General features: G+C 37.4%; 17 protein-coding genes. 3 read left to right on the top strand and 14 right to left on the bottom strand.

Features of this window, described 5'->3' with window-relative positions:
* Nucleotides 1-2 precede the first annotated feature (2 nt).
* Genes OSO01_RS08365 through OSO01_RS08355 form a run of 3 tightly spaced genes read left to right on the top strand, consistent with a single transcriptional unit; the run spans nt 3 to nt 2,527 of the window.
* Nucleotides 3-1,121: a GerAB/ArcD/ProY family transporter gene (locus OSO01_RS08365; RefSeq protein WP_147209987.1), complete on the top strand. Its 1,119-nt coding sequence runs from the start codon at nt 3-5 to the stop codon at nt 1,119-1,121.
* Nucleotides 1,118-2,275, top strand: coding sequence for a Ger(x)C family spore germination protein (locus tag OSO01_RS08360; protein ID WP_147209986.1), 1,158 nt, complete (start codon nt 1,118-1,120; stop codon nt 2,273-2,275). Before OSO01_RS08365 ends, OSO01_RS08360 begins: the two co-directional genes overlap by 4 nt.
* A 15-nt stretch (nt 2,276-2,290) precedes the next feature.
* Nucleotides 2,291-2,527, top strand: coding sequence for a hypothetical protein (locus OSO01_RS08355; protein WP_077604205.1), 237 nt, complete (start codon nt 2,291-2,293; stop codon nt 2,525-2,527).
* Nucleotides 2,528-3,036: 509 nt separating this feature from the next.
* On the opposite strand, the gene OSO01_RS08350 is transcribed toward OSO01_RS08355, so the two are convergent.
* The 14 genes from OSO01_RS08350 to OSO01_RS08285 all read right to left on the bottom strand — a co-directional run bounded on the left by OSO01_RS08350 (nt 3,037) and on the right by OSO01_RS08285 (nt 18,716).
* Nucleotides 3,037-3,888: a glycerophosphodiester phosphodiesterase gene (locus OSO01_RS08350; protein WP_147209985.1), complete on the bottom strand. Its 852-nt coding sequence runs from the start codon at nt 3,886-3,888 to the stop codon at nt 3,037-3,039.
* Between the two features lie 619 nt (nt 3,889-4,507).
* On the bottom strand, nt 4,508-5,437 hold the full coding sequence (locus tag OSO01_RS08345) for a DUF2817 domain-containing protein (RefSeq protein WP_147209984.1): 930 nt from the start codon (nt 5,435-5,437) through the stop codon (nt 4,508-4,510).
* Nucleotides 5,438-5,447: 10 nt separating this feature from the next.
* Nucleotides 5,448-5,876 (bottom strand): hypothetical protein, encoded by a 429-nt coding sequence (locus OSO01_RS08340; RefSeq protein WP_147209983.1) that lies wholly within the window; start codon nt 5,874-5,876, stop codon nt 5,448-5,450.
* A 239-nt stretch (nt 5,877-6,115) separates the two neighbouring features.
* The gene (locus OSO01_RS08335; protein WP_147209982.1) at nt 6,116-6,880 is read right to left on the bottom strand and encodes an N-acetylmuramoyl-L-alanine amidase; all 765 of its coding nucleotides are present in this window, start codon (nt 6,878-6,880) and stop codon (nt 6,116-6,118) included.
* A 72-nt stretch (nt 6,881-6,952) separates the two neighbouring features.
* Nucleotides 6,953-7,177 carry a phage holin gene (locus OSO01_RS08330; RefSeq protein WP_147209981.1) on the bottom strand — a complete coding sequence of 75 codons (225 nt, stop codon included), beginning with the start codon at nt 7,175-7,177 and terminating at the stop codon, nt 6,953-6,955.
* 5 nt (nt 7,178-7,182) lie between these two features.
* Complete coding sequence (locus OSO01_RS08325) at nt 7,183-7,476, bottom strand: hemolysin XhlA family protein (protein WP_147210140.1); 294 nt, start codon at nt 7,474-7,476, stop codon at nt 7,183-7,185.
* A 407-nt stretch (nt 7,477-7,883) separates the two neighbouring features.
* A complete protein-coding gene (locus OSO01_RS08320; RefSeq protein WP_147209980.1) occupies nt 7,884-8,156 on the bottom strand; it encodes a hypothetical protein in 273 nt (90 codons plus the stop codon).
* A complete protein-coding gene (locus OSO01_RS08315; RefSeq protein ID WP_147209979.1) occupies nt 8,146-8,592 on the bottom strand; it encodes a hypothetical protein in 447 nt (148 codons plus the stop codon). Before OSO01_RS08315 ends, OSO01_RS08320 begins: the two co-directional genes overlap by 11 nt.
* A complete protein-coding gene (locus OSO01_RS08310; protein ID WP_186813593.1) occupies nt 8,589-13,169 on the bottom strand; it encodes a phage tail spike protein in 4,581 nt (1,526 codons plus the stop codon). Before OSO01_RS08310 ends, OSO01_RS08315 begins: the two co-directional genes overlap by 4 nt.
* Nucleotides 13,170-13,300: 131 nt before the next feature.
* Complete coding sequence (locus OSO01_RS08305; RefSeq protein ID WP_147209977.1) at nt 13,301-13,999, bottom strand: distal tail protein Dit; 699 nt, start codon at nt 13,997-13,999, stop codon at nt 13,301-13,303.
* The gene (locus OSO01_RS08300) at nt 13,996-17,541 is read right to left on the bottom strand and encodes a tape measure protein (protein WP_147209976.1); all 3,546 of its coding nucleotides are present in this window, start codon (nt 17,539-17,541) and stop codon (nt 13,996-13,998) included. The genes OSO01_RS08305 and OSO01_RS08300 overlap by 4 nt, the downstream gene beginning before the upstream one ends.
* Nucleotides 17,542-17,596: 55 nt before the next feature.
* A complete protein-coding gene (locus OSO01_RS24075; protein ID WP_147209975.1) occupies nt 17,597-17,719 on the bottom strand; it encodes a Com family DNA-binding transcriptional regulator in 123 nt (40 codons plus the stop codon).
* 16 nt (nt 17,720-17,735) lie between these two features.
* The gene (locus OSO01_RS08290) at nt 17,736-18,305 is read right to left on the bottom strand and encodes a Gp15 family bacteriophage protein (protein WP_147209974.1); all 570 of its coding nucleotides are present in this window, start codon (nt 18,303-18,305) and stop codon (nt 17,736-17,738) included.
* A gap of 9 nt (nt 18,306-18,314) precedes the next feature.
* A complete protein-coding gene (locus tag OSO01_RS08285; protein ID WP_147209973.1) occupies nt 18,315-18,716 on the bottom strand; it encodes a DUF6673 family protein in 402 nt (133 codons plus the stop codon).
* Nucleotides 18,717-18,833: the final 117 nt, after the last annotated feature.

Raw genomic sequence — 18,833 nt, 5'->3', positions numbered from 1 at the left:
AAATGATAGAGAAAGGAAAAATATCAGCTTCACAGATGAGCGTGATGATGTATCACGCTATTATAGCAACGGGGATTCTTTTCATTCCCAAAACAGTCTTTGATGCTGCGCAGCAGGATATTTGGATCTCTCCTCTTTGGGCTTTTCCTTTAGGTTTGCTAAGTGTATATATTGCATATAAATTACACAAGCTTTATCCGGACGATACGATTATGCAATACAGCGAACATATTCTTGGTGTCTTTTTTGGTAAGGTAATCGGTTTTATCTTATTGCTGTTACTGTATACTTCAATCAGTGTGATGGTTTGGCAATATGGAGAATTTGTGGTTAGTGAATTCCTCCCCCATACTCCAAAGTATGTGGTAATAGGTATGATGATCCTGTTGTGTGCGTTTGCAGTACATGGAGGACTTGAGGTTATAGGAAGACTGTCTGAAATGGTCTTCCCAGTTTTTTTCTTGCTTTTTTTGGTCATCGTCGTATTACTCCTTCCAGATATAGAGATAAAGCGGATGCTACCAGTGATGGAGAATGGTATAATGCCTTCCGTTAAAGGTTCTTTGGCTTTATACACATGGTTTGCTCAATTTGGAATTATCTATTTTTTCTTTCCATATTTAACAAATCGAGAAAAAGGAATGAAATGGGGAGGCATTTCGGTATTAGCTGTTACGATAACATTAGTGCTTACTAATATCATCGTTATTTTGGTCTTTGGACGTGTAACAGGAAATTTTACTGCCCCACTTATGAGCGCGGCGAGATATATTAGCATAGCCGAATTTTTGTCTCATCTCGAAGCAATTGTTATGGCGATTTGGATTGCAGGGACATTTATCAAAATTTGTGTGTTTTACTATGCTTTAGTGCTGGGTACGGCTCAGTGGTTTAACCTCTCCAACTACCGCTCTCTTGTCCTGCCGACCGGTTTTCTGATTGGGGTGTTTGCGATACAGGCGTTTCTTAATTCCGCAGAGGCATCCGAACATTTTCATGAGGTTTCCCATGGGTTAACAGATACTTTGGTGTATGGACTGATTATCCCCATGTTCCTGCTTTCGATAGCTTACATACGTAAAATGAAGATTTTTAAGCAGAAAGGCAGGGAGAAAAAGTGAAGCGGCTGAAAATAATATGGCTTATCGGTATCTCCTTATTTTTGCTCACGGGTTGTTGGGACCGAAGGGAGACCAATGATCTTTGGGTTGTAACTGGAGTGGGATTGGATCAAACGGAAGATGGAGAAATAGAAGTAACAGTTGAGATACATTCTCCAAACAGTGATGGTGGCGAGGGAATGGGGGGAGAGAGCAGCCAGGTAGGGGGCAATAAAATGATTCATCAAACAGGAAAAGGCATATCGATACCAAAAGCCATTGAGGATCTTGATACACAACTTCCAAGAGAAATTCTCTGGAGTCATACGAAAGCGATTGTGATTAATAAAGCTTTAGCCGAGACAGGAATTCGTGAAGAATTAGATTTTTTAATCCGTCATCCTGAGCCGCGGTTGAGAAGTTACGTATTTATTAGCGAGGGAAGTGCGAAAGATATTATGGCTTTGCTTCCGCCTTTAGAAAGAAGTTCTTCTGAGGTATTAATAGAATTAGCTAAATCAGAAGTGTTAATGAAAGTAACATTATTTGATTTAATGGAAATGTTGAAAGGAGAATCGGACGCTGCCATTCTTCCTATGGTTGATAAATTACCACCTGAAGAGGGGGAACAGCCCTTAGAAACGAATGCGTATATTAATCAATCAGCTATCTTAAAAAACGGGAAAATGGTCGGTTCCATTGATGATCGGTTAACTAGAGGAGTACTCTGGTTTAGAGATGAGATAAAAGAAGCTACGGTCACGGTACAACCAGAAAATGCAGACGGTCTTATTTCTATGAATTTAATTAAGGGAACAACAAAGTTGATACCTGAGATAGACGGCAACCAATTGAAAATGACTGTCCAGATTGAAACGATAGATGATGTGATACAGAATAAAACGAATTGGGATTTAAATGAAATCGAAAAACAAAGAATACTGGAAAAGGAGTTAGCAGAAGCGATTGAAACACGTCTAACAGATACTCTAGAAATAGTGCAGAAAGAGATGAAAGCAGACATTATCGAATTTGGTGAAGAATTTAGACGGAAGCACCCTGAACAATGGAAGGGAATAAAAAAAGACTGGGAGGAAAGATTTCCTTCCGTAGAAGTAACTTTTGATATTGAGGCAAAAATTTTAAGAACAGGGCAAGGAAATGTACCTTGGTAAAAAGAGGTGAAGAACATGAAAGGTGTCTACATTTTTAGTGTAACGGCAGTGGCAGTGTTGATGTTTATTTATCAATGGTCAAAAATAAAATCAACGAAGAAAAAGGAGAAAATGGTGTTTTCTTTCTTAATGATTATAGGTTGGTCGCTAGCTGTGACCTATATTGTTTTTCCGAATATGGATTCACCTGCAAAGATGGTTGACCACGTTCTAACAAGTTTGAGAAATATTTTTCTTGGAATATTCTCATGATATGCAATCAGACATAGCTTCTACGCTTACTAAAACGACTACTCAGCGAAAGACTTCGTAATAGTAGTCTCTGTAGTTGCCTTTATATTTATTATATAATAAGACTACTCATTGAAATAAAAAGAGGATTAGGCTCTATACTGAATGTGGTAGTGTCCTTCGTGCCATCAATAGATGGAGCGAAGACAAAAAATACACTCCTTTTCCTCTCTGTTAACCTTAAGTTGTCGAGACAAAAGAAATGGGAGAGGAAAAGAGTGCACCACCATTTTATCACAGAGTAAAGCCCCTATAGGTTTCCTCTTTTCTGATACTTGCCACACGATTTAAATTCGTTCATTCAGCTCATGTTTGATCACCTCTTAGACATACTAAATACTCCCTTCATAACAGGAGAGAATTTTTATTATTTCTCTGTCTACTATAAAGGGAGCATATCATTTATTTAGGTGCATTCTCTCTTCTTCTCTCTGAGTGTTAAATTCCAAACTAGCTTTTTCTAAAGGTCCTTAATTTTTCCCCGGATGTCTATAAACATATTCAGGAAAGTCGGTAATGATACCATCCACATTGCGTTCAAATAAGTTATCTGCTTGTTCCTGCGTTCGTACTGTATAAGAATATACCTTCATCCCGGAATTATGAACACGGTCAACAAGCTCATCGGTAACGATATTCATATTCGGATTAAAGAAATCAGCATAAGTTGCAAATTGTGCCAACTGTTCATCAGTAACATTTGCCCAGGCTGTACCAGCAAGGACACCGTGAGGGATATTCTGCAGGAGTTCCTTTGATTGTTGCACAGATTCATGATTAAACGACTGGATAATAATTTTTTTGTTATTAGGCTTATGCATATTACGCTCTATTAAGGCTTCAGCGACTTTTTCTTCTACACCCGGATACAATTCAGGAGATTTTAATTCTATTAATAATCCAATCTTCCCTCGATATGTATCGATTATTTCCTCAAAAGTAGGAATCCGTTCCCCCACAAATTCTTGACCGAACCAGCTTCCGGCGTCCAATTGTTGAATTTCTTCAAGTGTGTAATCCCCTACAGATCCTGTCCCATTTGTTGTACGATTGACGGTTGTATCGTGAATGGCTATTAGCTCTCCATCCTTGGTCATTTGTACATCAATCTCAATATAATCGGCTTTCATTTCAAAGGCTTTTTCAAAAGCAGCCATTGTATTTTCCGGAGCATGCCCTGATGCCCCCCGATGTGCAATATTAACCATTTTTTTCTGTTGTTGAACTGTCTGAGCACCACCATTGGATGCGAATGCAGGAATTGTGAATACGGACGCGAAGATCATTATTGCTAATGATAAAATAGTAACCTTTCGTATCATAATCTTAATCTCTCCCTTTTTCTGTATTTACTTTTTATTATAGAAGTAATTTATTAAGTGAATGTAAACTGTAAGATAAAGAAATGTAAGATAAACTAAGAGATTCGTAGTGGTTCAAAAGATTTGCCAGAGAAGAACGGACAACTGCTGAACTTATTATTTGTTGTCAAATTTTTAAATTTCATATATTCACCTCCATTTTTATTGTTAAATTAACTATAGTCATTATTCTTATTGACATTTTAAGCCATACATAGTTATTTCTACATACTTCGTTAATATCCTTTAAAAATTTATAAAAAATTCAAAATATATAATAATTAACAAAGAATGGATAACAAGTGCAAATGGTATTTTTTCCTTTTAATATAATTAGTTACAACCAATAACCTCAAAAAAATTAAACCGCGTCAGCATTTAACCTGGCATCCGATTTTAAATTATTTCCATCTGCCATTAAATACCTCAAGCTCTTTTACTTCATTCATTTTCCCTCCCTCTTAATCAAATTCGATAAAAGGGAGGAATTTTCTTCATTAAAAAACTATCCTATAAAAAGGCTGGGATATAACTAGCCTCTTCAATATTTACTATCAAGTGGTGAGAGCCTTTCTATTTCTCAAACTTTATAACGCACAGTCCGATACACCCCATCTTCCACACTCAAAACAGGACCATAATTCAACTCAACCTTCCGCTGCTCAAAATATCCCATAGACGTTACAAAAAACAAATACATCATACCATACTTCATAATTTCCTGATCACTTAAAGGAGCATCAAGCCCACTGCTTAATTGCCTTGGCCGAACAATTTCTGTTATATAAGAAAGTGTATAAGGGGTATGCGGATTGCTTTTATCCCTCATATACCTTCTTGCTAGACCTCTTAATAATTGATTATATCCGTCCCATTTAACCACAGATTGATTAGCATATCTTTCTAAAGAATTTGCAAATAAATCTCTGATTTTATCCGTTTCATATTGACCGTTTCCTACAATTAAGTTTAGTCCATTGCTGCCGTCCATTCCCCTGCCAAACAAATGAATGTCTAAAAACGCAAATGGGCTGACTCTATCCATAACTGCCTTTACATTTCTGGATTCAGCTTGGGAGAAATCATTAAAATCTCTGTTCAAATCTATGCCATTAACATTATATCTGCCAACATTATTCCCTTCAGCATGAGATGTCCTGTCAAATCCATAAGGATTGACGACAGGAATATAAACGATATGGAAATTCCGTAACAGCTTCGCTCGAAATGCTTTATCTCGAAATGCTTTATCTCTAAATGTGTTATCCCTCAATTGCTCCATAAATCTTATGCTGTATAAAGCCCCCATCCACTCTGTTCCATGCATGCTAGATATTACAAGGATAGTAGGTTTATTGAGGTTTCCCATTTCAATCATATACATATCATAATTTCCACTCTCATCTTTACCGATATTACTAACATTATTAAATTGCATTATCCTTTGAACCATCTGAGAATAGGAAGGAAGATTGAGGTTACCTGAAAAGTCATATGGTATTCTAATCATATAATCCCTCCTATACTTCTCGATAAATTACTTTATAAGTCACCGTATGATTTTCTGTCGGAGTGCCATTATGCTTAAAGGCAAGCCTCGATCCTCCAGGAAGAATCATAGGTGTTTTAAGATTTAGCTTGAATTCTCCACTGCTGGAATCATAAGCTACCACTTCAAAGTTCGCATGCCCATCATTGGAAATTCTTAAGGGTGTAGCAACCCATCTTGTCCCATTCGGATTCACAGTTTGAAATAATTGTCCATCATAATTATAATTAGGTCTAGATTGATCAATATTCAGGATTGGGAAAATATTTTGGCTTGAAGTTGAGTACTCTATAAAATCAATAACAATGTCTTTTTCCCACTCCTCATACACTACATGTGTAGTTTCATTAACAAAAGAAACCCTTGATTCATTTCTTAAAATTATATTGTTTCCAGCCATAATTACCTCTCCTTTTTAGTCGTTTAATTAGCTTTAATCATTGGATTTTTACACATCGATATTCTATTAGGTTACTTCTCCACTTGAAATACAGGTATATTTCAAGTGGAGAAGTCAACTCCCTGACTATCATTAATACTTCACTTAACACACTGTTCATGGCAGTCCCAAACTATTTTGTAACGTGCTCAAGATAGCATGTCCAGACAATCTATCAGTCAAAAATAGATTCTACTTTTTTATCGAGTGTAATACCTTACATACTGCGTACTAGCAGTAATATACAAACCACTCTTAAGCTGATACATATAACCATTACCAACCTGGAACCTGTCTCCAACCACAGTAAATACTTCTCCTTGACTCACAATAACAGCACGATCATCCCAGTTCGGAGTATTGTACGTCCACAAGGATGGTGTAATAACTTCTACATATCCTTGACCGCTTCCACCACCAGATTTCCGGCTTAATCCAAGCGCCTGAGCAATACCATTCGCATGACCTAAAGCAATACGGTTTAGATAAGCATCTGATTTTAGTTTATTTGCATCCGCTACCGTATCAATGAAGCCATTCTCTGTTAAAACTGCCGACATGCTTGATTCACGCAAGACATGAAAATTTGCGCGTTTTTTCCCGCGATTGTTAAAGTCAACCTGCTTCATAATTTCTGCATGAAGCTTATCACGATAAGTTACCGTGTTATTCGACACACTTCCATTAAAAATATAGTCTTCATAACCAGTGCCGCCGCCAGCATTGATGTGAATAGATACAAAGTAATCAGCACCCCAGCTGTTTGCATCATTTGTACGCTGTGCAAGACTTCGGGTTGTGTCGCTTGTCCTGCTCATACGAATGGTGTGCCCTTCATAGTCACGATTTAGAATGTCTCTAGTTTTTAGCGCAAGAGATAATGTTACATTTTTCTCTTGTAATCCATTTGCAGATGCACCTGGATCTGTTCCGCCGTGTCCTGGATCTAAATAAATTTTTGCCATAATAAAATTCCTCCTAAAAATTGATATATTATTTTTTATTAAAAAAGAAGCTTGCCCGTTTGGACCAGCTACTTATTTAATCAGTTGATTTTGCTGTAAAACCTTCTTCTGCTGCTTGCCTTTCCAGGTAATATAGTTGTTCTTAAACCATGTCCAAACACTTACAACAGTGGTTAAACCTAAAGCAATAACCTCTTCACTAAAAACAGGAATGGCATTTAAACCTGCCTGCTTTAGCCAAACGTTTATCCAAACAATTACCAATGCTACTGTCCTTACGATGGTTCCTCTGTCCATATTTATCAGCCTCCCCAGACATTAGCCACAGCTACACCAATAACACCAGTTACCATGGCTGTAATTAATGCTGTAATAAAGGCGCCTGTTATTTTACGCCTTATCCAATTTGTATCATCCTGAATAGCAGATAATGTTTTTTGCTCATTCTCAATTTGACTATCCTGCCTGATATCGTTACGTTGTAAACCTTCCACGTCTTTTTTCATCAGATGATAATTACTTTTTAATTCATTAACATCTTGCTGCACTCTATCTTTCCATGCATTCATATCTCCTATTTCCTCTTGTCGTAGCATCATCGACCCCCTGCTAGTTCAGACATAAAAAGGGCAGCCAATATGTGTGCTAATCTCATAAAAATAACCTTTTCGGCTAGAAAATTGATTATTATAATCTTTCAAACCATAAAAAAGACACCTCATTATAAGATGCCTCATTTAAATTCCCCCTTATTTCTAATTAATAAATCTAATAATCCTAAAGTTTAAGGATACAAATTCATTATTCAACATTTTTTTACATTTTTAATTCTATATCCTCAATAATTTATGGAACAGATCAGCAAAGGAGTTGATAGAGTAAATTGAAAGGGGGCGAGATAAAAGTTCAGAAAATATACTTCACTTTCTGAGGCTTGTTCTCACCCCCTCCCTATTACCACATTGACATGACAAGAGGAAAATTAAAGCATAAAAAATAACACTTATTCAGCGTTTTCCTCTTTGCCTTCTAATTCTTGTTCTCTAGCTGTCAGTTGTTCGATAACTTTATCTTTAATAAGTACAGGAATGCGGTTTTCCATACCTGCCTTAAAATAATCCATTAACGGGATATCAATTCGGCCATCGACATTTAAATATTCATTATCGATTCCATCTCTAGGTCCAGATCCTCGAAATGTTACCAACCTTATCTGTTCGCCATCCCGTTCAACATTTTTAGAACTTTGCTCTGTAAAAGTATAATTATTCATCACTGTCAATCTCCTCCTCTTTGTTTTCTTCATTAGCAATTTCGAAAGCTTCTGCAAGAATAAAATGTGCTTCTGCCTGCTGTCCAGATAATTCCTTATCAAAATCACTCACTAACTTTTCAACTGTTTTAAGTGCTAATTCAAGATTGTTATCATCTAGTACAAAATATTCTTCAAATAAAGCTTTATGGGCTTCGTTAAACTCTTTCTTCTCTTTGATTATCGGCTGTCCATTATCAAGAAAGATAATCTCACCTCGATTATCCAATTTTGCATAGTCTTTTAAGAGACTTACCTCTTCTTCCCGGATTTCTTTATCCTTTTCAGTCAATGCTTTAACAATACGCATACGGTGTACATTTTTCTTCCCTTTAACTGATACTGTATTCTGTAAAAAGTCTGCTGCATTTCGCAGGTCCTTGTTTTGTAATTTGATCATGCTACCAACTCCTCTAATTCTTTTACTCTATCTTCTAATTGGGTTACTTTATTTTTAAGAGCTTGATACTCAATGTGCTGCCAATTGATTTCTTCGTTTAGTTTTACGTCAATTTCCTGCACGCTTTTTATCAACGGAATAGTGAACTGCTCATACTTAACTCCAAAATATCCATCTTCATCCAGCGTTAAGATAGAGTGTTTAGTGTGCTCTATGCCGTATGATTCCAGAGCAGGAAGCAATTGTTGGGCTATTACGCCTAATTGTATAGGTTTATACCCTAAATCGTTACTAGCCAGTTTAAAATTGAACGTTTTAGTCTCTACCCGATTTATAAAGTCTAGACCTAAAGGATTGTCTGAAATATTCTCTTTAAGCCTCTCATCAGAACTGACGTTTGGAGAGTTAGAAAGGTAAAGCTGTTGAAATCTCCAACTAGGCCTACCTAAAGCGTGATTTTCCGCTGAATGTGTACCTCGAAAATGCATAAGACCATTTGTATAGGTCAGCTCAGCAGTGAATCCTCTTGAGCTGTATCCCGAAACAGCGCTACGCAGCACGATACTTTCTGTAGAATAGATAGAATTTACATATAATCTTTGGAAGTGCTGTCCAGTTGCCCCTAAGTCGTAGTTATAAGTGCCGGAATTTATGCCTCTTAACACTTTTCGATTTCCTCGTATGTCAAACATAAATCCCCACTCAAAAGCTGTCGCACTATTCCTTACATCGAACCGATGCCCCACAACTGAGTTACCAATGCCATCTTCATGGTATCTTTGCATTCTATTAGCGATAAATCCGGAAAAGTTATCCTGATCTCTTGGGTTTACTGCGTCATTTGTGCTTGCAGTACCTAAAAAAGCAAAAGGTAAGGTATCGTTAATCGACCTACCTACACCTAATCCCGCAGTACCTCTCAAATTACCAGAATAATAAATCCTGTTACCGAAATGAGTAAACTCTATATCTGCTCCATTACCAAGCTTGAAGTTAGCGTTTTGCATCGTAAGACTACCAGTGTTTAAGTTTAAGTCCATATTGTTATTACTACTATTTAATCTACCAGCTGTTACTGTTCCTAGATTTGCTGATATAGCTGCCAAGTTAGCTGCGTTAATTTTGTCTGCATTTACGCTGGCTATCTTCGCATTGGTAATAGCCGCATTCTCGATTTGAGCCGTGCCGATGATCGCTGTTCCAAGCTTCGCTCGTGTGATAGCACCATTTGCGATATGAGCGTTTTGGATAATAGCGTCATCAATCAAAGTTAAGCCATCAAGGTGGATAAGGTTACCACTTATGCGAATTCCTTCTTTTTTAAGGTTGATTTCAGACACAATCCCGTCAACGTCTACCTTAACTTCAAGTTCGTCGGCTAATTGAGTGATAGAAGATTCAGTTGTACTCATTCTTTTATTTAATTCATCCTGCGAAACTCTGTAATCACTTGGTATAGTACCGAATTCCAACTGAACATGCTCAACTTCCAGCCTACCAGTTGACGTTAATTCAAATACAAAATTATTGTTACCATTTTTAGTTACTTTAAAATACTTCGTTTCAAAATTACTCCCAAATGTTTCAGATGAAGAATTTACGCCAGTACCAAACCTAGTCCTCATTGTCCCAATTCCCGATACTGTTCTAGCTTTTACTTGAGCTACTAAATTTCTATTATTATCTATCCCCCCACCTATGCCTATCTTAAGAAATGAAGGATTAGAGTTTGATGACTTTTCAATTATTAAATTACCATTCTCTTGAGTTACTATATTCCCTGCACTTACTCCGTTTTGAAAGTTCCATTCAGTTAATCCTTTACTAAAATCACTGTTGGTTAGCAGGTTAACCGAACCAATCTCAATGGTACTAACAGTCTGCTCTATACCCTCTGCAAAATTACGAACATCAGCAAGAGACTGCCTTATATTGCCGGTCTCTTGGTCGTATATTGTTTTAGTGACACGCTCGTTAATTTCTTCAGACATGACGTTAATACGTGCTTGAGCGCTAGTAATATCACCTTCAATATCGATAATTGACTCGGCTTGGATTCTGACTTCCCGGCTGTTTTGCTCTATCAGTGTACTATGATGTTCTTGGACAGATAGGATGTCTTCGGGAGCTGGTTGCCAACCAGTCTTTTTATTTCCTTCCTCAAGCTGTAAATCCCATACTTCAACAGCAAAAGATTCACTATAACTCGGACGATTGGGCTGTAAATAAAATGGGTGATTGTTATTTTCAACAGCATTGATACTGGTTGTAAAATAAATTACATATTCATGCTCGTCAGCACTATTATTATAATTTATGTCACCACTGTTCCAGCCATTAGGAGTATCAAGAAGCACACCATCTTTATAAACTTTTTCAATACTTGATTGCGCATTTCTATGACCAGCAATAGTGTATACTGTCCCACTGACTTTTTTAACTTTAAAAGAAACAACGTATTCAGTACTGTTTTTAAACTGTGTTCTATCAATATATAATCCAGCATTTGTACTACCGTTAGCGTTGGCGAGAGTGTATTTATAACCATCCCGAGTCATTGAACCAGCAGACCACTTTTTCACCGCATTTATAGATGCTAAATTCCTGCTGCTAATCTCAATACCATCAATAGCATCTCTTACAAAGGTTTCACTAACCTTACTCTGCAAACCTTCATCCAGTATTTCTAGCCATGTTTCATGACCTCTTATTTCGCCATTAATACGATTGATTTCAGTGCTATCAGCTTTAAATTCAAGACCTCGTTCAGTCTCATCAATACGGACACTATACTCTCGTAAAATATCTTCCGTTTCGTCAGCGCGGCTGATTAAGTCGGCAGCTCTTTGATTAAGATCTGTAACCCTGTCATCGAGTAAATCTGTACGGATATCTAACTCTCCCATGATTCCATCCCACGCAGACTGTATTTCTTCATCTGTATAAATTCGAACTTGTTGATGGATCAAGTCTTTGGCCTCTTGAGATATCTGGTCAAAATCAATACCATTCTCGCCTATAATATCACTTATTCGATGGAGTTCACGCATTCTTTCTGCGATTTCTGGCCCCCAAAGTATATCTTCATCCATAATCCGTTGAGTAGCCGCTCGAACCTGCACACTCCAATCAGACGATCTTCCATGATAATTAACCGCTCTCACTCGGTAATACCATACCTCATCTGTAGCGACAGTATGTGCAAATGCACTTACATCACCACGCCATAAAAGGTGTTGGATATCCGGTACAAAATCCTCTGTACGGCTTCCATATACCTCATAATATTTAATAAACATTTCATCAGCATATTGCCAGTACAGCTGGATAACTTCAAACCCTCCATATGATTCCAGATCTACTGGTGTGCTTGGCTTTCGGTCAGGGAAGCTATTTTCATCAATTCTAGCGCTTGGAGGACGGCTTTTTATCTCTTCTACTTCACGTTCCAAGTTATCGAGACGATTATCTCCTAAGTCCAAAAACTGCCCCATCTCCACAACCATCGTACCTTCAATGTCCATCAGGTCATATTCCATAGCTATTACTCTAGCCTGGATTTCTATTGGTCTGGCAAACTTGCGATCAATCGCCTGACATGTATCGCCTAAGTTAACTTTTTCATTGAATAATTCAACAGATAAACGGTAATTTACTTCCGGCTTCTTTGCTTTTTGCAGCGACTCCCATGTCGCATACAACAGCTCTGAAGGCTCTTCATAATCCTGGTTACTATAGGTTCCATCACGATGTCTTTTTTTACCTTCTTCTAAAATTCCATACTTATCTAGTGCATCAGGGTCTCCAACCCATTTTTGACCTAATGGCTTATCCACAGGATCTCCTCGATCTGCCCGCCACTCCACATCACCAAAATCAATATACCTGGTGCTATCATCATTTTCTGTTTTCAAGCTGGCCCCTTGTCCATATAATGCCGTCTTTGGATAAGAAAGAACTGTTCTGCCTATTTCAGTAGTATTGTGGTCAATTTCAAATCGTTGCCCATTCTCTGCTCCCAAACGTTGAAGAATCTTGACATAACAACCAGTAATTTTATTCGTTGTCTCGTCAAAATTCACGATATCCTTAAACTCCCCGCCCCAAGTCTCAATGGTTTCCCAAATTGCTTCCATGCTGGATATATAATAAAAACTGACAGTTGCTCTACCTAGTTCCACTTCAACACTTGCTTGCCAGCGCGTACCTTCTACAGCAGCTGCTAATACAACGTCTGCTGTCTGGTTCACAAATTGTCGATCTACTACAATATGCTCATTTAGTTCAGCTAAAAAAGCAGGCTCGCATGTTGCTATAGTTACCGGACCATCTATATCATTACTATCATCTACTTCTTTTATATTCATTAAACGCCAGTCGCCTTCGTGGTCTTTAAACATTACTTTATTTTCTTCTTTAACATGCTCGGCAACCTTCTGGTCAGATTCAACGGTAAAAGAAAAGGGCTCTGTCGGAATACTATTTACCTCAATTCGGTAAAGTGCTTCGACAAGCCCTGTATCTTCAGATATGATTGTTAAAAGTTGTTCATCTTGAGAAAATACGAATAATTCCATAGGTTCACTCCTTTCCATCAGGGTATTTACTCGTTTGTTTCAAATTCAATAATTTAGAGCTGTAATATACCATGAGTAAAATTAACTTATAAAAGGCTAAAACATTTCTGAAAATACATAATCGAATTTCACTAAAAATACCTCTCATCATACTTCAAAATACAATTATGACTTGCTCTTACCTGCAAATTCCCGGGACTCAACAGCTCATAATTTGTTTTAAGCCTGATAGCATGTCTCAAATCCCTGCCATTCAGCCATACTTCTCTACCCTCGTATTTGATAGTCAGACGATCTCCTTCTATAAAATCATAGCCAAGCAGAAGATAAAGACCCTGATTTGTGATTAACTCAAATTCATTTGTATTACGAGTAAATACCGCTTCAACAGTCCATGGTGCTTTATCTTGACCAGTAATAGTATAATTTGTATTTGAAGAACTAATATTAAGCGCTTTTTCTTCTCCAATCCGGCGCCCGTCAGGAAGATAAAAATTAATTTCACCAGTAGCACTATATGGACGTTCATCCAGCTCCATTGACTCATAATAGGCCAGATAATAACGATTTGGAATATCTTTAAAACCCAATTTTTTAGGATCTTCGTGAATAAGCCAATCGGATAATTCTTCTTTTAATTCTTCAATACGTTTATTCGGACTGATTATTTTTACAGGCACAGTGAATGTAAAGCCTGTAAATCGTTTCTTTACAACTCGGCTCCCACCTTTTGAATAATCAATTGTATCAAATTCAATAGGGGGAGAAGGAGGGCGGAATAATTCCCGCCTCACTCGGATATAGCTTTTACTTTCTCCATTGAAAATCATGCCATGCCCCCTCTCGGTCTGTATTGCTTGCGATTATTTTGTCTCGCCTGTAAATGTGTGATATCATCAACTATTTCTCTTGCAATTTTCTTCGTTCCAACATAAATATCCATGATAACAGGCTGCTTGCTTTCCTCCTCGTTATTCTTAACTAGCCACTTTCTATTCTCATCAATCACTTGTGTAGTTGATGCTTGGGTGGATAAGTTGCCAAGGGATACAGACGCGCCCCTCAACCGGTTAGTAATCTCAGGATTCATTTCATCAGCCAAGTCCTCTGTTAACGAACGCATTTCTTTTAAAGGCTTACCGCTTCCCTGCTTAATATTTTTAGCAAGCGAATTGGTAATACCAGGATACATAATATCCTTTAATGGGCCCTCTTTAGCAGGAGAGAATGGAAGGAAATCACGTATTTTTTGTACTACATTTCCAATAGCACCCTTTACTTTTTCAACATTCTCCTTAATACCATCAGCTATACTGCCAACAATATTTTTTCCGGCATTAAAGAAATCAGTTGCTTTTTCCTTAACACCATTAATTCCTTCTCCAATAATATTTTTGGCAGCGTTATAAATGTCCTTCCCTTTATCAATAATTCCACCAGCTAAATCTGTTACCAATCCCCAGCCGGCCGACACAACATTACTAATCATTTGTGTAATTCCGCCTATTAATGCAGTGATTAACTGAACACCTGCATTTAACAGCTGTGGGAGTAACTGAATAATAGCTCCAGCTAACTGAAGTATTAATTGCATACCGGCACTTAACAATTGTGGAACAATAGAGATAATTCCTTGGATTAAGGCCATTAATATTTGTATACCAGCATTTATTAATTCTGGAAGTAAGCCGATAAATGCACTTACCAGCTCCAGCAGTAACTGGATACCTGCATTTATCAATTGAGGTACAATACTTACTATTCCATCTATTAATGCAAATAGAATTTGAATTCCAGCATTTAATAACTCAGGTAAAAGACCAATAATTGCCTGAACTAATGCCAGGATAATGTTGAGACCAGCTTCTATTAACTGTGGAAGGATCTGGATTATGCCATTAATTAAGGCTGTTAAAATCTGCATACCTGCCTCTAAAATTACTGGTAGATTCGTAATAACAGCTTCTACTAAAGCCATGATTATAGTTATAGCAGCTTCAATTAAAGCTGGTATCAAGATGATTATTCCATCTATTAACGCAGTTAATATTTGTATACCAGCTTCGATAATTAGCGGCAGATTTTCAATTAAAGTCGTTACAATAGTCATTAATAAAAGAAGAAAAACCTCTATAACCAGCGGCAGCACAGTTGTAATCGTATCGATTAAAGTCATAATAATTGTTAAATAAGTCTCTATTAGCATTGGTAATGCGGTAACAATTGCTTCTATTAATGTAGTTATGATCGTAATACCTATTTCCAAAATCAATGGTATCATCGTAATGACTACCTCTAATAATGTTGTGAAAAGCTGTAGCCAGGTTTCTATCAGTAAAGGCAGCGCTATAACGATTGCTTCTATTAATGTAGTTATAATCGTAATACCCATTTCCAAAATTAATGGTATCACCGTGACAACTACTTCTAATAATGTTGTAAAAAGCTGTAACCAGGTCTCTATCAGTAAAGGCAGCGCTACAACGATTGCTTCTATTAGTGTAGTTATAATCGTAATACCTATTTCCAAAATCAATGGTATGATCATGACGACTACTTCTAATAATGTTGTAAAAAGCTGCAGCCAAGTTTCTATCAGTAAAGGTAATGCTGATACCAAACCGATTATTAAATTTGTAATCACTTCAACACCAGCATTGATTAATTCAGGAAGATTTGTGGCAAATGCATCAATGAATCCTACAATCATTTCAGTCCCTTTTTCTATAAAGATAACTGCATTTTCAGCCAGATTAGTTATCAAATTAGAGAGATCTGCTGCAAAATTATTTACCACTTCACCAATTGCCATATCGCCTTTAAAAACTCCAAGGATATCGGAAAAAATGGATGTTTGTGCTGCCAGCAATGCAAACCCTTTGATTACCCAGCCAATTGGACTTGCCAATCCAAAAAATGCAGTTGCGATGGTAGTTATTGGACCAATAACAGCGGCAAGCACAGGACCAATATTAATCCGTTCTCTCAATTCCGCAAAAAATTCACTCACGGTTCTTGCTGTGTTACCCAGCCATTCCATAGCAGCATTAAAACCATTTACAGCACCAGCTGCTAAACTGGTTATTAATTCCTGCGTTCTGCCCGCCAGATTAGAAAATGTTTCTCCCGTTGTTTCTGCTACACTACCAAGCCATTGAACAGATGTACTAAAAGCATCTAATGATACATCATACATCTTTTTAGAAACATCAGCGATTTGGCTACCAAGCATTTTTAGACCTGGACCTAAGTTAATGACAGCGTTTTTGATTGACTCCCAGGCATTTATAAAGAAGTTACGGAAATTCTCATTGGTTTTCCATAAATAAATAATAACTGCTGCTAAAGCAACAACAGCACTGATAATTGCGATGATTGGATGACTGGCGATGACGCCCCAAACAGACTTTGCGGCATTCCCCAATCCTTCCATTCCTTTTTTAAGTGTATTTAAAGTACCTTCTAAGGTTAATGAGCTTGCGGCTACCTGCTGGAATACAGTTACCGCCAAAGGTCCAAAAGCCGTAATCAACTCCTGCATTTTAGGAAGCCCAACACTTTCCAGCATCGAATCTATAGATCCGATAATCGCAGTAATACCACGTACAGTTGCTGATTTCATGTTGTCAATTGAATTAGTCCATGAAGATCCTGCGTCTTTTGCAGCTCCATCAATAGCTCCGAAACTTTCAGTCCCATCCTTTAATGCACTATTCATGACATCCATAAAACTATTTGCAGAGATTTCACCCTGCTGCATTTGATTCGCAACTTCTTCCACGGATTGTCCTGTCGCATCTGCATAGATGCGCAAAGCAGGGATTCCTGCTTCTGTAAGCTGGTTCATGGTATCCATTTGTGCTTTTCCACCGTCAACCATCTGGGCCAAAGATTCCGTAACAGCAGTAAATGCCTCATTTGACCCGTCACCATAGTGACTGACCGCATCCCCCCAGGCAGCAATCGATTCTGTCGCTTTACCTACATCCATATTCGAATTTACAAATCCCTTTACGGCATTTGTGGCAGTGTCAATTCCATAGGTTGTACCACTAACAATTTTTTTCGTGCTATCCAATGCTGTATTAGCCTGCTCAGCACTTCCTGTTATGGCTGTGATTGTTCGTTCAAATTGCTCCATTGTGGCTATTTCATCAAAAGCTGCATTTACCGAATCCTTCAGCATATCAAATACGCCCGTTTTTTTAGCAATGTCAGAAACGGATTTAGCGATTTTACCTATGCTGAGATTTGCCTTTTCTCCACTTTTATCTAATTCATCTACTTTATTATTTATATTGTCTAAACCTTGAACAGCCTGTCCACCGTTTAATATAATATTTATAATTACTTTTCCTTCACCATCAGCCATTTACATACTTCACCCCCATGCTTTAAAATTTTCAGCACAGGGGCTCAAGGGCTCTCTAACGGTCATTTACTGTATTAACCGTTGCGCATCTTGGACATTTTATTTCAGCAATGCCCTTTATTTTCCCAATTAACTTATTACATTTTTTACATCTTACTTCTTTTAGCTTCAATTCCACACCGCCTTAAAAGGCATTATTCAGGATTTAGCTTATAAGCTTTTTTTGCTTCTTCCACTTGTTTTCGATGTTTTGCCGCTCCTTTACCCGACGGTAATTCCATCGTACGGATTTCGATGACTTCCTTAAACTTCGTATCTTGACGCAGCCCTGCCAATAAAGCCTGAAATTTGTACCAATGCAATTTCCCTTGCGCTTCAAATAAATCAATTCCATAATCTTGATAAAAAGATGCGTAAATGTATTCTGCATCCTGTTTAATGGAATAAACCTTCTTATTGTCTTTCTCCTTATTCATTATTGGCATCGGATTACCATCAATATCAACAGCAGCATTATCTTCCGATTCCTTGCTTATTGTACTTTTAAAAATTGCAAAGAAGACTTCTTCTTGTTTTTCCAAGTCTACATCAAGCGGCTTGCCAAGCAGCATTTCTATGCCTATTTCAATTTGTTCGACATCTGTTAATTCCTCATCATTCAGCATATCAAACAAGCGCAATACGTTATCATAGGCGAGGTTTATCTCATACCTTTCATCATCAATAACGACTATATCATTAATCGGATAGGCCAGATTCAGCATAATCTATCACTACTTTTTCTTCTTGACTGGTTGTTTCTTGTTTTGCTGTAAATATTTCTGCGCTTTTTCCTGTGTAGAATCAGAGAAGCCTCTTTCTTTTAATTCATTTTCGAGACCTTCAGCTAACTGTGAATAATAGTGCATGCAGTAAACAAGCGATGGTGTTACTTTATAAATTTTATCAAAGGATCCTTCTCCTAAAATGACGTCATATCCTTTACTTAACGCCTCCTTTACTAATTCCTGATCCTCTTCATTATTTTCAGGTGCGAGTTGTTCTAATTCTTCCTTTAACTTCGGAATTTGATCCCGAAATTTTTTAATTGCCTCATCATCAACAGGAAATTCAAAATTTAATTCTCCAATTTCAATAGGTATGACGGGTTTTTCTGTTTGAATCTTAATTGCCATTACAGTTCATCACCTTTCAAATTTATTAGATAACCTATGAATCAGCTCATCCTTTAACAGATTCATAGATTATCCTATATTTCGTATTTCTCTGAGAAAATAAAATAAGAGAGCGGC

This window comes from Oceanobacillus sojae (genome assembly GCF_007991515.1).
Taxonomy (GTDB): domain Bacteria; phylum Bacillota; class Bacilli; order Bacillales; family Amphibacillaceae; genus Oceanobacillus; species Oceanobacillus sojae.
The sequence above is the reverse complement of the archived record's forward strand: the minus strand, read 5'-3'. Positions and strand labels throughout refer to the sequence as shown.

Excerpts from the sequence above, each read along its gene's own strand:
- OSO01_RS08300 (WP_147209976.1), bottom strand. The coding sequence starts at position 17,541 with ATGGCTGATGGTGAAGGAAAAGTAATTATAAATATTATATTAAACGGT.
- OSO01_RS08340 (WP_147209983.1), bottom strand. The coding sequence starts at position 5,876 with ATGGCTGGAAACAATATAATTTTAAGAAATGAATCAAGGGTTTCTTTT.
- OSO01_RS08290 (WP_147209974.1), bottom strand. The coding sequence starts at position 18,305 with ATGCTGAATCTGGCCTATCCGATTAATGATATAGTCGTTATTGATGAT.
- OSO01_RS08330 (WP_147209981.1), bottom strand. The coding sequence starts at position 7,177 with ATGGACAGAGGAACCATCGTAAGGACAGTAGCATTGGTAATTGTTTGG.
- OSO01_RS08325 (WP_147210140.1), bottom strand. The coding sequence starts at position 7,476 with ATGCTACGACAAGAGGAAATAGGAGATATGAATGCATGGAAAGATAGA.
- OSO01_RS08345 (WP_147209984.1), bottom strand. The coding sequence starts at position 5,437 with ATGATTAGAATACCATATGACTTTTCAGGTAACCTCAATCTTCCTTCC.
- OSO01_RS08285 (WP_147209973.1), bottom strand. The coding sequence starts at position 18,716 with ATGGCAATTAAGATTCAAACAGAAAAACCCGTCATACCTATTGAAATT.
- OSO01_RS08365 (WP_147209987.1), top strand. The coding sequence starts at position 3 with ATGATAGAGAAAGGAAAAATATCAGCTTCACAGATGAGCGTGATGATG.
- OSO01_RS08350 (WP_147209985.1), bottom strand. The coding sequence starts at position 3,888 with ATGATACGAAAGGTTACTATTTTATCATTAGCAATAATGATCTTCGCG.
- OSO01_RS08310 (WP_186813593.1), bottom strand. The coding sequence starts at position 13,169 with ATGGAATTATTCGTATTTTCTCAAGATGAACAACTTTTAACAATCATA.
- OSO01_RS08355 (WP_077604205.1), top strand. The coding sequence starts at position 2,291 with ATGAAAGGTGTCTACATTTTTAGTGTAACGGCAGTGGCAGTGTTGATG.
- OSO01_RS08305 (WP_147209977.1), bottom strand. The coding sequence starts at position 13,999 with ATGATTTTCAATGGAGAAAGTAAAAGCTATATCCGAGTGAGGCGGGAA.
- OSO01_RS08315 (WP_147209979.1), bottom strand. The coding sequence starts at position 8,592 with ATGATCAAATTACAAAACAAGGACCTGCGAAATGCAGCAGACTTTTTA.
- OSO01_RS08335 (WP_147209982.1), bottom strand. The coding sequence starts at position 6,880 with ATGGCAAAAATTTATTTAGATCCAGGACACGGCGGAACAGATCCAGGT.